Origin of the sequence: Xanthomonas sp. 3075, from assembly GCF_014197275.1 — a bacterium.
Taxonomy (GTDB): domain Bacteria; phylum Pseudomonadota; class Gammaproteobacteria; order Xanthomonadales; family Xanthomonadaceae; genus Xanthomonas; species Xanthomonas campestris_B.
On record NZ_JACIFI010000013.1, the window covers coordinates 75,118 to 90,484 of the forward strand.

Sequence of the window (15,367 nt, forward strand, 5' to 3'; positions counted from 1 at the left end):
TGGCGCTTGCACATCGCGCATGAAAGAACGCCAGCGCAACACAGGCTACTTGCGGTGATCGATGCGGTCCATCCATCGCCGGCATGCATGATCGATCGCGGTGCGATGCGGTACGAGCTCGGCCGCTGTGCGGCATAAGAACTGCCTGTAATGCCTAGTCGACGTAGAGCCAACAAGCGTCGTCGATGGTGTGCTCAGACCATGCGGCTGGCGCCATTGGTGCCTGTATGCCGCGGGGTTGTAGCAGGCACTCCCGGCACCCGCCAGCGGCTTGGTCGGTATGCAGATTTCCGCACCCGCGTCGGAGCGTTGCCACAAGACGTCGCGGGCGCATGCGCGCAGGATGCCTCAAGACCATTCAAGGGCGCGACGATGGACCGGAGAACCTTTCTGCGGCAAGGCATGGCAGCGACCGCGGCGGTGGGGGCCGGCGCGGCGCTGGCGGGTCATGCGGCGTCGGCCAGCGCGGCCGCGCCGCCTGCAGCATTGCGACCGCGCCTGGAGGCCTTGCCTTCAGCTGCGCATGTGGGCAGCACGCTGTGCAGTTTTGAGCACCTGCAGCAGCAGTGGACCGTCTACGAGCATCTCGACGACCCGCAGGGCCAGCTCACGCTGTGGACCGAGGCCGGCATGTTGCGGCTGGACAAGCGCACCGAGCCGGCCTATCCGGCCGACGCCAAGCCGTACTTCGGCATGCCGCTGGCGCAGGTGGCGATGGCAGACGCCGACCTGCTCGCCGATCGCCTGCTGCGTGACGGCGACCCCGACGAAGCACAGGTGCGCGATGTCGCGCCACCGCCGGCGTCGTTGCTGGACCCCAAGGACAACGGTGGGCGCTGGCCGTGGACCACGTTCGTCGGCACGCGCGAAGCGCTGGACACCATGCCGATCTTGCCCAATGGCCGCAGCCGTACGGCGCGCCCGGAGCATGCCTTCACCGAGCTTGGCGAGGAGGCGCTGATCAAACGGCGCGAAGAAGGCATGCTCGGTGGCTGGATGCCGGCGGTACGCAAGGTGATGCGCCGCGAGGGCGAGGCCGACGCCTGGTACGACGTGCTGGTATTTGCCGATGTGCGTGCCAGCGACCGCTTTGTGGTGCAGACCTGGCACCGCACGATGCAGGTCCGCAGCGGGCAGGTCGTGGCCGTGCACTACACGCACAGCTATCCCGCCTTCGGCAGCATGCGTACACCGGCCACCGCCGAGCAGTTCTATGCGGCGCTGATCGATTTCGCCGCGTACTGGCAGCAGGCATTGGAGGGCACGGTGCAGGCGCAGCTGCCCGATGCCAGCTGGAACGCCATGGCGCAATTCGCCTTCGCGCGCGAACTAGTGGTGCGCCCCGGTGGCGACTACCCGAAGTACGGTGCGGTGGAGCGCGACTATTACGGCAACGAGTACGACGGCTTCCAGGACACCTTCACCAGTTCGTTCTACGCCAATCTGGAATGGGGCCGCTTCGCGCAGGCCGCCGCGGTGCTGGACAACTACTTCGATGCGTTCGTACAGGACGATGGCCTGCCGAACATGCGCGGGCCGGAGGTGGGGCAGTTCGGGCTGACCCTGTCGCTGCTGGCGCGCTATCTGCGCTATACCGGCGATGCGGTGCGCCTGCGTCGATTGCTGCCCAAGATCGCAGCCACCGCGCAGGTCTTGTGCGACTTGCACGACCAGGCATTGGCATTGCCGCGTAGCGCGTCCGGGCACGGCCTGCTGCATGGCTGGAACGAATCGGATGCGTGTCTGTTTCCCGATCCTTCGCTGTGGTGGAAGCCGTACTACGCCAATAGCGCGCTGACCATTCGCGGGTGGGAGGACATCGCCCAGGTCTGGGGCACGCTGGGTGGCGATGCGGCACAGGCCGCGCAATGGCAACGCCGCGCCAAGCAGTTGCGCAGCCGCTTGCAGGCCAGCCTGCGTGCCAATGTGCGCCGCGAGTTGTCGCCGCCGTACGTCGGCCCGTTGCCGGGCACCACGCTGACCTTTCGACAATCGTTGCTGCAGGAAAAACCCAGCGAGCAGCAGTGGCCGCATCGCGCCTATGCCGAGTTGCTGCAGGCCGATGTGCTCCCCGACGATCTCGCCCATCTGGTGATCGATTGCCTGCGCGGCCACGGCGGCACCAGCATCGGCGTGGTGGCCAACATCGCACCGCCCGAGCCGGGTAGCCGCGATCTGCTGGGCTTCATTTCCTACGGCTATGCGCAGCAACTGCTGCGCCTGGATCGCATCGAAGAGTATCTGTTGTTCGTCTACGCGCACCGTTATCAGGTGCATACGCGTGGCAGCTGGACGGCTGGCGAGGTGAGCGGCATCACCGGCGGCATGCCGCTGTTCTGCATGCCGGCGCAGATGACCATCCCGCTGCTGCTGCGCTGGATGCTGGTCAGCGACGACAGCGCGGGCGAGCAGTTGTTTCTGGCGCGCGCAGTGCCGCGCGCATGGCTGGGCAGTGGCGAGGCGGTGGGAATCACGGCGGCGCCGACCCGCTGGGGCGCGGTGACGCTGCGCTTGCGCACCGATACCGCGGCACGCTGCATCGATGCACAGGCGCAACTGCCCGAGCGTACTCCCGAGCGCATCTGGCTGACGCTGCGAGCGCCAGCCGGCACGCGACTGCAACGCGTGCTGGTCGATGGGCGACCGGCTTCGCTGCAAGGCCCGCATGCAGATCGGGTCGCGTTGCCGCGCGGCAACGCGGCGGTGCAGGTGCAGGCCTGGTACGTGTGATGCATGCTGTTGCAGTGCATATATCGAAAATCGGCGCGAACTGAATTCGGCGATCGGCAACGATCGCCGTCTCATGCGCTATCGGTAACAAGGTTACTTTTCCAGGGCGCCTGCAGTGGCCGCGCCACCACGCCGGCCTGAAGCGACCCATACCGCGACTGCATGGCCATCGGGCGCGTGGGTTCGATCCGGCAGGCACCAGGTTTATGCGACAACCGCTTGCCGGGTGTCACCGCGCTTTATGTCGACAGTGTGGCAAAAGCACGTGAATTTCCGCACGCGTGCCGGATAAATTCGTCAAGACGCCAGCGCGGCATTGTCGCAAGCTTTTTTTGCGTGGCCTGCTCTGCATGGGTGACGTGCTCTCAGGGGGAGGGCAGTGTCGTCGTCTTGTCTTGCCAGTGCCGCGTCGTGCGGCAGCGCACTGGTGTCGTCTTTGTCGTGGTCCATCTCCCATCTTGCGCTGCCGCAGTGCGGCGTGACAGTGCGCGCAGGTCTGCTGTTTTCCCCTAGAAAGCACAAGGAATTCCGATGTCGCCAAGCCGCTTCGCTCCGTTGTCGCAGTGCCGTGTTTCCCGGCGTCGTCCGCTGATCGATGCGATCGTGCTGGCCTTGTCCATCGCCAGCGCACCGGCGTTCGCGCAGCAAAGCGCCGAGACCGACGACGGTGCCACCCAGACCCTGGACCGTGTCAACGTCACCGGCACCCATCTGCGTCGCGTGGATGCCGAAACCGCCAGCCCGGTCATCGTGGTCGACCGCCAGCGCATCGAAGACAGCGGGCAAAGCACGCTGGGCCAGTTGCTGCAGCAGCTCCCGGCGATGTCCGGCTTCATGCCTGGCCCGGCGCTCAATTCCGGCTTCAGCCACGGTCGCGCGCTGGTGTCGCTGCGCAATCTGGGGCCCCAGCGCACCCTGGTGCTGGTCAACGGCCACCGCATGGCCGGGCCGGCCAGCAGCGTGGCGTCGGCACCGGGCGTGGATGTCAATGCGATCCCGGTGGCGATGGTGGAGCGAGTGGAAGTGCTCACCGATGGTGCCTCGTCGGTGTATGGCTCCGATGCGATCGGCGGGGTGGTCAACATCATCCTCAAGGACAAGTACGACGGCTTCGCGGCGACTGCCGATTACGCGCAGAGCACGCATGGCGATGCCAATAGCCGCACGCTGGGCGTGGAGTGGGGCAAGAGCTGGGACCGCGGCGGGCTGATCCTCGGGCTCAGTCGCACTTCGATGAACCCGGTGTTCAACAGCGATCGCCGCTATGCCGCCAAGTCGGTGGAGTTTTTCGACGGCCAGGTCAGCGAGAACCGTGGCGGCAACACGCGTGCCTTCCTCAGCGATGGGCGCCGCGTGACGCCGGTCGACGGGGTACCGCCCGGGCCAGTGGGCGAAGATGCATTTCGCCCGTACGATCCCGCGACCGATAGCTACAACGCCTACGACGGGCAGTATCTGATCACGCCGATCAAGCGCACCAACGCGTCCTTGCACGGCAGCTTCGACATCACCCCGGACATCCAGGCATATACCGATGTGTTCTGGACGCGCAGCAAGACCACCTCGCAATTGCCCGCCTTCGGGATGGAGATGGAGGGTGCGGCCGACAACTACTACAACCCGTTCGGCGCTCAGCTGGACCGCTATCTGCTGCGCTCCACCCAGGCCAATACGCGCGTCTATACCGCCACGATGTTCCAGACCAACATCGTGGCCGGGCTGCGCGGGCGCGTGCAAGGCACCAGTTGGCAGTGGGATGCGGCAGCGGGGTATGCACGCTACAAGGACACGCTGGTGCGCACCGGTTTTTCCATCACCTCGGCATTGAACAACGCCACCGGCGCCTCGTTCCTGGACAGCGATGGGGTGGTCAAGTGCGGCACGCCCGGCGCGGTGATCGCCGGTTGCACGCCGATCAACATCTTCAACCCCAACGATCCGGCCACCATCGCTGCGCTGCGCGGCACCCAGCGGCCGGTGGACCTGATCGACGAGAGCCAGATGCGGTTTGTCGACATCAGCGCCAATGGCGACCTGTTCAAGCTCCCCGCCGGCGCGGTGCAGGCAGCGGTGGGTCTGGTCTATCGCAGCAACAAGTTCGCGCAGGGCACCAGCAGCGAGGTGGCCGCCGCCGATGCCGATGGCAACTGCGATTACAACGATGGCTGCATCCTCCGGCAGGGCCGCGACGAATCGGTGCGCGAGGCCTACGCCGAGTTGCTGGTGCCGTTGCTCAAAGACGTACCGTTCGCCAGCAGCTTGAATCTCAATCTGGGCTCGCGCTATTCCAAATACGATGCCTGGGGCAACACGACCAATAGCAAGGTGGCGATCGAGTGGCGGCCGATCGCCAATCTGCTGGTGCGCGCCACCGGCTCGCAGGTCTTCCGCGCCCCCGCGCTGGGCGATCTGTATGGCTCGCCCTACAACGCGGTGATCGACACCACCGACGATTTCGAGGACCCATGCAACGGCTATGCGGGCGCTGCGCCCAATCCGGCCTGCGCCAACGTGCCCAACGACGGCAGCTTCAGCAACACCGCGCAGTTCAACGTGGTGACCTCAGGCGCCAACAATGTCGGCTTCCGGCTCAAGCCCGAGCGTGGCCGCTCCTACAACGTCGGGGTGGTGTACGACCCCGACCAGGTGCGCGGCCTGTCGCTCAACGTGGACAGCTGGCGCGTGGTGCTGGAGGACATGCTGACCGGCAGCGGCCTGCAACAAGTGGTCAACGATTGTTTCCAGGGGCGTGATGCAGCGTTTTGCCCGCTGATCCAGCGCGATGCGACCGGGCAGCTGACGCGTGTGTCGGTGCCGTTCGCCTACAACACCGGCAAGGTGGATATCCGCGGCTACGATGCCGGCATCCACTACACGCTGGCCGACACCGCGTGGGGGAGTTTTGCTGCCGGTCTGGACGCGACCTTCTTCTCCGATTATCGCTTCGCTGGAGAAACGCATAACTACGTTGGCGAAAATTCCAGCTGGGGCAATATGCCGCGCTGGCGCGCGGTAGCCAATCTGGCCTGGGACAAGGGGCCGTGGCATGCGAGCTGGAGCACCCGTTACCTGGGCCACACCGTCAACGGCAGCCAATACGAAGACTTCTGCGCCGACACCAATGTCGACGGCAGCTGCCGTTATTTCCCGATCGGCTCGATGGTCTATCACGATGTGTCGCTGAGCCGGAAGCTGGAAACCCTGCACAGCACGCTGGCCATCGGCGTGGACAACCTCGGCAATCGCGCGCCGCCGCGGTTCTACAGCTACTCCAACGCCGCCAATACCGATGCCACCACTTACGACACCCTGGGGCGCTCGTTCTGGGCGCGGCTGCGGGCGGAGTTTTGAGCCGGATGGGAGTTGCATCCGCAGCGCGGCGGATCATGCGCTGTGCCGCTCTCGTGCGCGACGCGGAATGCATCCGTTGGCCCTGCGGCATGCGCTTGTCCATGCCGCGCGTCGCATGCGGCCAGCTTTGGGGTGCGCGCGACGTTATGCCGGGCTGTTGTCGCCGGGTCGGGACAAGCGCTGCGTGTTTACGACCATACGACGGCATGGTCCAGCAGAGGTTTGCCAGCTCGGCGTCGGGTGTTGCGCAGCTGTTCCAATTGCAGGGCAAGCCGATGCACAGCACCTTCTTTAAAGCCATTGCATGCGCAGCTCCCGTTTGTTGATGTCGCTGTGTCGCCAGGGGCGGGGCATGCGTGCCGGTGTGGCCGGGTTGCTCTGGGCCGGCGCGGTGGTGGGGATGCCGGTGGCGGTCGCCACGCCGGCGCCACACGCGCCCGTGGCGCTCGCCAATGCGGATATCGGCTATCCGCGGTTTCACGGGCTGGCGCATCCGGTGCCCGACAGCGGCGTAGCCTTCGCACCCGATGGGCAATTGGCGCGGATCTACGCTGCCGATCGTGCGCGCGGGGCAGGGCAGGCTGCGGGCAACGATTTCTGGGTCGATCGCATGCTGGTGCGCGAAGGCACCGGTGGCGGTTTCGATGACGAGAACAACTGGTTGTTCACGCGTGGCCGCGCGGCCTTTCTGGCCACCCATCAACCCGAGATTCCCGGCTTCGTCGGCCAGGTGGCGTACTGGCATGCCACCGACTACGACGCGCTGCTGCGCATTTTTTCCACGCAGGGCGAGCGAGCGGTGCAGTGGACCGAGCGCGCGCAGCAGCGCCGTCAGACGCCCAGCTATTTCAGCACCGTGTTCGAGGATGCAGACGCGGGCGTGCGGATGCGGCTGGTCAAGTACATCACCGAGCAGAATGTGGCGGTGGCCAACGTCGTGCTGTCGAGCCTGGACGGCACGGCGCATACGCTGTCGGTGCAGGCGCTTTCGCCGCTGGCCCAGCATGCCGATGGCAACACGCTGATCGGCGCGTTCGATGCGTATAACGCGATCACCACGGTGTTTCCGCGACTGTCGGGCGATGGCTTTCGGGTGGACGGCAAACAGCTGGTGCGCGAGGTGGTGGTGCCTGCCAGCGGCGAGACGCCAGCGCTGAAACTGCAACTGGGCCTGCTCACGCACGAACTGCCGCAGGCGCAGGCCGAATACACCCGCATCGCCGCGCAGTCGCCGCAACAGGCCTACCAGGAGCACGTTGCCCGCTACAACCGCTGGTGGGTGGACAACGTGCCGTATCTGGACACGCCGGACGAGAACATCACCAAGAGCCTGTTCTATCGCTGGTGGGTGCTGCGCTTCAATTTTCTCGACGCCAACGTGCCGGGCAACGATTATCAGTTTCCGGTCGCCATCGAGGGCGTGCTGGGCTACAACAACGCCATCGTGCTGACCACCGGCATGTTCCTGGACGATCTGAAATACCTGCGCGACCCGAGCTACGCCTACGGCAGTTGGCTCAGCGCAGGCGAGACTGCGGGCGGTAGCAAGTACACCGACAATCCCGGCTCGCCGGAAAACTGGTCCAACTCCTACGCGCAATACATAACCGCCGCCGCATGGCGCTCGATGCAGTTGCATGGCGGCCCGCCGGCACTGGCCGCAAAACTGGCCCGCTACGGCAGCGGCGATGTGGACGGCGTGCTGGCTGCCTACGATCTCAATCACAACGGCTTGATCGAATACGACTGGGCAGCGATGACCGGCAACGACGCCGATGCGGTGTCGTTCGACTGGGCGGCCAAGCACGGCGAAATCCGCATGGATCGCACTGAAAGCGCCTATGTCTACGCCAACGCGCAGGCGGCGGCGCAGGCAGCGCAACTGGCGGGCGACAGCGCAACCGCGCAGCGCATGCAGGCCACCGCACGACGCATCCGCCAGGCAGTGCTGGACGTGTTGTGGCAGGACCATCGCGACAGTGCCGATTCGGTAGGCCTGCACGGCGAGCTGCTCAAGCATCGCCAGGCCAAGGGGCCGCGCCTGCCGGTGGACTGGAAGGAAACCAACAACTACTACCCCTTCAGCGTGGGCCTGATGCCCAAGCAGGGCGAGGCCGATGACGACCCCAAGTATGTGCGTGCCTTGCGCTTGTTCGCCGATGCAGCGCAGTACCCGCTGTTTCCGTTCTACACCGCCAACCAGGTCGATCTGCAGGCGCGCGGCAGTGATGCCGATTCGGGCAGCAACAATTTTTCCACCATCAACGCGACGGTTGCCTTCCGCCTGTTCGGCGAGGCGCTGCGCGATTACCCCAGCCCGTTTTTGAGCGCGCAGAGCTACCGCAAGCTGTTGTATTGGAACGCATGGGCGCCTTACATCGATGGCGATAACCGTTACCCGGATCAAAACGAATTCTGGGCCAAGGGCAGTGCCGCGGATGGCGGCAAGATCGCGTACCGCTCGTGGATTCACCATACCCAGCTGGGGGCGACGAATTTCACGATGATCGAGGATGCGATGGGCCTGCGCCCGCGCAACGACGACAAGATCGAGCTGTATCCCATCGATATCGGCTGGGACCATTTTGCCGCCGACAACCTGCGCTACCGCGATCGCAATCTGAGCATTGTCTGGGACCGCGATGGGCGCCATTACGCGGGCAAGGCCGCGCAGGGCTATCGCGTGTATCTGGACGGCAGGCTGGCGTTTCGCGTGGACCGGCTTGCGCATGTGATCTACGACCCGGCCAGCGGGAAGGTGAGCGCGGCGCCGGATGCGGTCAATGGCAACGGCCCGGCGCAGGTACTGGAGTCGCGCCCGGCGCAGCTGGCGTCGATGGCGCAGGTGCCGATCGCCGCGGATGCGCGCATCGCGCAACTGCTGAGCAAGGCCGGCGTGGATGTGACGCTGCCGGCCAATGCCAACCGCAACCTGGCAGACGCTGCGCAGGTCACCGCCAGTTTTGCCGCGCCAGGGTTTGCCGCCACTGCGGCGGTGGACGGCAGCACCGCGAATACCCCGTTCTGGGGCACCGCCGGCTCGCCGTCTGCCAGCGACTGGATCGCGCTGGACCTGGGCCAGCCCCGGCAGGTGGATCAGCTGGTGCTGTATTTCTATCGCAGCTCGTCGCCTGGCGGCCAGCAGCATGGTTTTGCGTCCGGCACCTATCCCGGCTATGCCGCGCCGTGGATCTATGCCGTGCAGTACCGCGACGGTTCCGGCAACTGGAAGACCGTTCCCGGGCAGGTACGCGATGCGGCGATTGCCGTGGGCAACCGCAACCGGGTGCGCTTTCCGGCGCTGCGTGCGCAGGCGCTGCGCGTGGTGGTGACCCACGCCGGTAGCGCACGCACCGGCATCAAGGAACTGCAGGTCTTCGACAGCGGGATGGCTGCGCCTGCAGTTGCCGGCAACGCGCCGCCGCAAGTGCAGGCGTGGCAGCTGGACGATGCCGGTGCCGGTGCCGACGGCGCGGTAAGGGTGAATGGCCGGGTAGGCGACGACGGCTTGCCCAACGGCGCATTGCAGGTGCGCTGGCAACTGCTGAAAGGCCCGGAAGGTGGCGATGCCGTGTTTGCCGATCCTGCGGCAACGCAGACCGCCGTGCGCTTCACGCGGCCGGGTGCCTACACCGTGCGGTTGGCGGCCAACGACGGTGCGCTGGAGGGCCACGCCGATGTGCAGCTGCTTGCGCCCGCCGCGCCAGCGCTGCAGAGCGTGCCGTTGCACGCACTGGCCACGGTCAGCGCGCAACTCACCGGCGCGCAGTACCGCGTGCAGGCGCTCAACGATGGCTTCGTTCCTGCGGCGGGCAGCCGGCCGAAGGGCAGCCGGCGCTGGGGCAGTTACGGGAGCGAGCAACCGGCCACGCTCTGGCTGCAATACCAGTGGCCGCGGCCGGTGCGGTTGTCATCCAGCACGCTGTATTTCTGGAACGACCAGCCCCGTGGCGGAGTGGCCGCGCCTGCCAGCTGGACGTTGCAGGCACTGCAGGAGGGCCGCTGGCAGGACATCGTCGCCACTGGTGGCTACCCGATTGCCACCGCTGCGATGGGCGCCGCCAGCACGGCCCGCTTTGCGCCGGTGGTCACCACCGCCGTGCGCGCGGTGCTCAGCACCCAGCCCGGGGCCGACGGGCGCATGCCCATCGGCGTGGACGAATGGCAGGTGCACTCGGAGTTGCCCACGCGTGTGGAGGCGATCGATCTGCGTACCGCGCCCGGCCAGTTGCCGGTGTTTCCGCAGCAGGTCGATGCCTTCTTCGCCGATGGCAGCGTATTGCCGGTGGCGGTGCAGTGGCCGGATCTGTCGCTGCAGCGGCTGGGCAGCGAGGGTGCGGTGGAGGTGCAGGGGCTGGTGGAGGGCGTGGTTCCGGTCAAGGCCACGGTCTGGGTACGCGCCACGCCGCCGGGGCAGATCAACACCGTGCAGGCCTTGCCCGAGGTGAGCGCAGTGGCCGGGCAGGCGCCCACGCTGCCGGGTTTTGTGAGCGTGCAATACAACGACGGCTCGCGCGAGCGCCTGCCGGTGCAGTGGCCAACGCTGGCGCCGGCGCGTTACGCGCAACCCGGGCAGATCGGCCTGACCGGCACCGCGCAGGGGCGTGCGCCCACCGGGGCGGTGTCGGTTCCCCTCAGCGTGCAGATCACGGCGGCCAGCACGCCAACCCAGCGGCAGGGGTCGACCCCATGATCGGTGGACTGGCGCGAATCTTGGCACTGGCCGGTACGTTGTCGATGGCCGCGGTTGCCGCCCGTGCGGTGCCGCCGCAGGGCGTACCGCTGCATGCACCGGGCAACCCGATCCTGGCCGATGGCAGCCGCTATTCGGCCGATCCGGCGCCGCTGGTGGCCGACGGCACGCTGTACATCCTGGCCGGGCGTGACACCGCGCCGCCGGGTCGCAACGCCTTCGTCATGCCAGGCTGGCAGATGTTCGTCAGCAGCGACCCGGCCAGCGGGCAGTGGACGCATTACCGCGATCTGCTGCGCGCGCGGCAGGTGTTCGCCTGGGACGACGATCGCTACGCCTATGCCGCGCAGATCGTGCAGGGGCCGGATGGCCGCTATTACCTGTATGCGCCGGTGCAGCAGCGCAACGCATCCACGCCCGATCCATTCGCGATCGGCGTGGCGGTGGCCGACAGCCCGCTCGGCCCGTGGACCGATGCCCATCCGCAAGGGCCGGTGGTGTCGCAGTCGGTGCCCAACCGCAACACCATCCAGAACATCGACCCCACCGTGCTGGTCGACGACGATGGCCGCGTGTATCTGTACTGGGGCACCTTCGGTGCGCTGTTCGGGGTGGAGCTGGAGCGCGACATGGTGACCTTCAAGGGCACGCCGGTGGCGGTCGACACGCTGGCCGGTTTTTTCGAAGCGCCGTGGCTGTTCAAGCGCAACGGCACCTACTACCTGGCCTATGCGGCCAACACTGCCGGCCGCGAGTCGGCGTGTACGCCTACGCTGTATCACGCGTGCATCGCCTATGCGAGCGCGCCGACGCCGCTGGGGCCGTGGACCTATCGCGGCATCGTGCTGCCGCCGGTGTCCTCGACCACCTCGCATCCGGGCATCGTCGCCTTCAAGGGGCAGTGGTATCTGGTCTATCACACCGCCGATGCGCGCGGTGGCGGGCATTTCCGTCGCAGCGTGGCGATCGATCCGCTGCTATGGGACGACAGTACCCAGCCGGCCAGCATCCTAACTGTCACCCCGACCAGGCGCCCGCAACCACCGCTGCCGCCGCAGCGCAACCAGGCCCCGTCTGCCGTGGCCACCGCCTCCAACGGGCCGCAGATTCCGCTGCAGTACTGGATGGCCGCGCTCAACGATGGCGTGGTCAACAGCAATCCGCTGCCACCGCAACTGTGGGGTAGCTGGATGCCCGACAATCCGCCTCGGCACTGGCTCCAGTACAGCTGGTCGCAGCCGGTCACGCTGGACAGGACGCGCGTGATGTTCTGGGCCGACCATCCGGCCGGTGCGCAGGTCGGTGTGGCGCCGCCGGCGCGCTGGCACCTGGAATACCGCCAGGGCGGGCAATGGCATCCGGTGCAGACGCGCGATCGCTACCGCACCCATACCGATCGCTTCGAGGCGGTGTCGTTTGCAGCAGTCACCACGCGCTGCGTGCGCCTGCTGATGGATGCCTCCGGCAAACCCGACAGTTACGCCGCGCTGGCCGTGCAGGAGTGGGAAGTGCTGGCGCCGCAGCCGCAACGTCTACCGGCCGCCAGCGACGCCGACAGCAGCCGCTGCGATGGGCCGTGAGCGGAATGACCCAACCACCATGAGGCTTGCAGTGCGCACGATTCCCGGTCTGTCCCTCCATTGCCGCGCGCTGTTGCGGGTGGCCGCCGTGTGGCCGTTGCAGTTGGCGGTGGCGGCCGCATCCGTCCTGCCGGCGGCAGCATCCACGCTCGCAGCTGCAGCCACGCCCACCGCTGCAGCGACATCGACAGCGATGCCGACACCCGCATCCGCAGCGGCGCCAACCGCAGCGGATTACACGCGTGCGCTCGGCCTGTCGCAGCACTATGCATCCCTGGTCGAGCATGCACCCAGCGCGCCGACCTGGGTCGATGCCGGGCACTTCCTGTATCGACGCGGAGTTGCCCGCGCCGGTCAGCCGCCGGCCATCGAATACCGCATGGTGGATGCCGCCAGCGGCCGCAATACCGTGGCTTTCGACCATGCACGCCTGGCGGCGGCATTGACCCAGGCCGGCGCACTGAAGGTGGATGCGGCAGCGCTGGCACTGCAGGCGCCGACCCTGCAGCAGGATCGGCTGACGTTCCAGCTCGCCCACGTCGGCTGGCAGTGCACGTTGTCGCGTTATTCCTGCGCGCATCTGCACGAGCGCGATGCGCAGCCGGAGTCGATGGACATGCGGCTTCCGCTCGTCCAGGGCGAGCGCAACGCCAAGCTGTCGCCGGATGGGCGCTGGCGCGCCTGGGTGGAGCAGGCCAATGTGGTGATCGCACCTGTCAGCGGCAGTGAGCGCAGCGTGCTCAGTCGTGACGGCAAGGCGGATGACTACTACGCGCTGGACAGCCTGGTGTGGTCGCCGGATTCGCAGCATCTGGCCGCATATCGGGTCAAGGCGCCGCCACCGCGCATCGTCTATTACATCGAATCGGCCCCCGCCGACCGCGTGCAGCCCAGACTGCACCAGCAGATCTATCCCAAGCCGGGCGATGTGTTGCCGGTGATGCAGCCGGTGCTGTTCGACATCGCCACGCGCGCCGCGCATCCGGTGGCGATGACGTTGCTGCCCAATGCCTTCACCTTGAGCGAGATGGTGTGGTGGAAGGACAGCCGCGGTTTCACCTTCGAGTACAACGCACGCGGGCATCAGCTGTATCGCGTCATCGAGGTGGATGCACGCAGCGCCGCTGCGCGCACCCTGATCGAAGAAACCTCGCCCACCTTCATCGAATACTCCGAGCTCAGCGGCAAGCACGAAGACGGCGGCAAGCATGCGCGCCGCGATCTGGCCGATGGCGCGCAGATCGTCTGGGCTTCCGAGCGCGATGGCTGGGAGCATCTATATCTCTACGACGGCCGCACCGGCGCGGTGATCCGTCAGCTCACCCAAGGCGATTGGGTGGTGCGCAAGCTCGATCGCATCGACGAGGCGGCGGGCCAGCTGTACTTCAGCGCCTCCAGCATGCAACCCGGCGAAGATCCCTATTACCTCCACGCCTATCGCATCGGCCTGGATGGCAGTGGCCTCACCGCGCTGACTCCGCAGCAGGCCGACCATGCCGTGCAGTACTCGCCGGATGGAACGTGGTTGCTGGATCTGTACTCGCGCGTGGATCTGGGCCCGGTGCTGGAGCTGCGGCGCAGCGCCGACGGCAGCGTGGCACGCACCATCGAGCGGACCGATCTGAGCCGCCTGCAGGCCGCCGGCTGGCAGGCGCCGTTGCCGTTCCATACCACCGGGCGCGATGGCAAGACCGAGATCTGGGGCGTGATCCATCGCCCGCAGCAGCTGGATCCGCAGCAGCGCTACCGCGTGGTCGAAGACATCTATGCCGGCCCGCAAGGTTCGTTCGTGCCGAAGAGCTTCAGCACGGACACTCCCTCGCTGACCGCGCTGGGCTTTGCAGTGGCGCAGATCGATGGCATGGGCACCAATAATCGTGCGCGCGCCTTCCACGACGTGGCCTGGCGCAACCTCAAGGATGCCGGTCTGCCGGATCGCATCGCCTGGCACAAAGCCGTGGCCGCGCAGTACCCGTGGTACGACATCAGCGGCGGCGTCGGCATCTACGGCACCTCGGCCGGCGGCCAGAACGCCTTGGGCGCGTTGTTGTTCCATCCGGAGTTCTATATGGCAGGCGTGGCCAATTCCGGTTGTCACGACAACCGCATGGACAAGATCTGGTGGAACGAACAATGGATGGGCTGGCCGGTGGGGCCATGGTATGCAGCATCGTCCAACGTGGAAAACGCCGCGCGCCTGCAAGGGCATCTGCTGCTGGTCACCGGCGACATGGACAGGAATGTGGATCCCGCCAGCACCTTCCAGGTGGCCGATCGCCTGATCAAGGCCGGCAAGGATTTCGACCTGCTGGTGGTGCCGGGCGGCGACCATGGTGCCGGTGGCGACTATGGCCGCTGGCGCCTGCTGGATTTCTTCGTGCGCTGGATGCACCAGACAGCAACCCCGGCGTGGAATCGCACATCGTCCACCACACCGGTCACGCCGCCGCCAGCGTGATTGCGCGCGCAGTCCGCGGTGGATGTGGCGGCTGCATGCAGCGAGCGCCAATTCATTTCAACGGCGGTCATCGATAGCGATTGCGCCCGATGCGATGGTGTGCAGACAAGGCGCTGATATTCCAGCGTTGAGCGCGCCCGACGGCACGTCCAGCGTCTGGATCTGCCGCCGGGACTGATGGCGACCACCACGACGTTGAGAGCACTCGCCGGGTGTGTGCGGACGGCACTGCGAAACCGCCATGTATGCGCGCCATGCCGCAACGCGCACCAGCTGTGCCTGTTTGGCAGTCGCAGCCATTCTGATCGTCGTTTGTAGCGTGAGGGCAGGCGGCGTCGGCATACCGTTTTGCTGCAGGAATGCGTCAACCCAGCGCAGTACGCATGGCAACCATGCTGTTTTCCGCATGCACTGTCGACAAATGCGACAAGACGGGGCGCGTGCGCACAGGCACATTGTGATCAGATGATCAAACTGGAGCGCATGGGCGACTCCATGACCGAACCAATCTCCATCTGACGACGCGTGGTTACGCGATCGATGCCGATCGCGCGC

5 protein-coding genes are annotated in these 15,367 nt (G+C 66.4%); all 5 read left to right on the forward strand.

Features of this window, described 5'->3' with window-relative positions; translation table 11 throughout:
- Positions 1 to 372 precede the first annotated feature (372 nt).
- The 5 genes from GGR62_RS13500 to GGR62_RS13520 all read left to right on the forward strand — a co-directional run bounded on the left by GGR62_RS13500 (position 373) and on the right by GGR62_RS13520 (position 14,812).
- Positions 373 to 2,730: a Tat pathway signal protein gene (locus GGR62_RS13500; protein WP_184408385.1), complete on the forward strand. Its 2,358-nt coding sequence runs from the start codon at positions 373 to 375 to the stop codon at positions 2,728 to 2,730.
- Positions 2,731 to 3,261: 531 nt separating this feature from the next.
- The gene (locus tag GGR62_RS13505; protein WP_184408386.1) at positions 3,262 to 6,081 is read left to right on the forward strand and encodes a TonB-dependent receptor; all 2,820 of its coding nucleotides are present in this window, start codon (positions 3,262 to 3,264) and stop codon (positions 6,079 to 6,081) included.
- A gap of 325 nt (positions 6,082 to 6,406) precedes the next feature.
- On the forward strand, positions 6,407 to 10,774 hold the full coding sequence (locus tag GGR62_RS13510) for an Ig-like domain-containing protein (protein WP_260306002.1): 4,368 nt from the start codon (positions 6,407 to 6,409) through the stop codon (positions 10,772 to 10,774).
- On the forward strand, positions 10,771 to 12,354 hold the full coding sequence (locus tag GGR62_RS13515) for a family 43 glycosylhydrolase (protein ID WP_184408388.1): 1,584 nt from the start codon (positions 10,771 to 10,773) through the stop codon (positions 12,352 to 12,354). Before GGR62_RS13510 ends, GGR62_RS13515 begins: the two co-directional genes overlap by 4 nt.
- A 193-nt stretch (positions 12,355 to 12,547) precedes the next feature.
- The gene (locus tag GGR62_RS13520) at positions 12,548 to 14,812 is read left to right on the forward strand and encodes a S9 family peptidase (RefSeq protein ID WP_184408459.1); all 2,265 of its coding nucleotides are present in this window, start codon (positions 12,548 to 12,550) and stop codon (positions 14,810 to 14,812) included.
- The last annotated feature ends 555 nt before the right edge of the window (positions 14,813 to 15,367 follow it).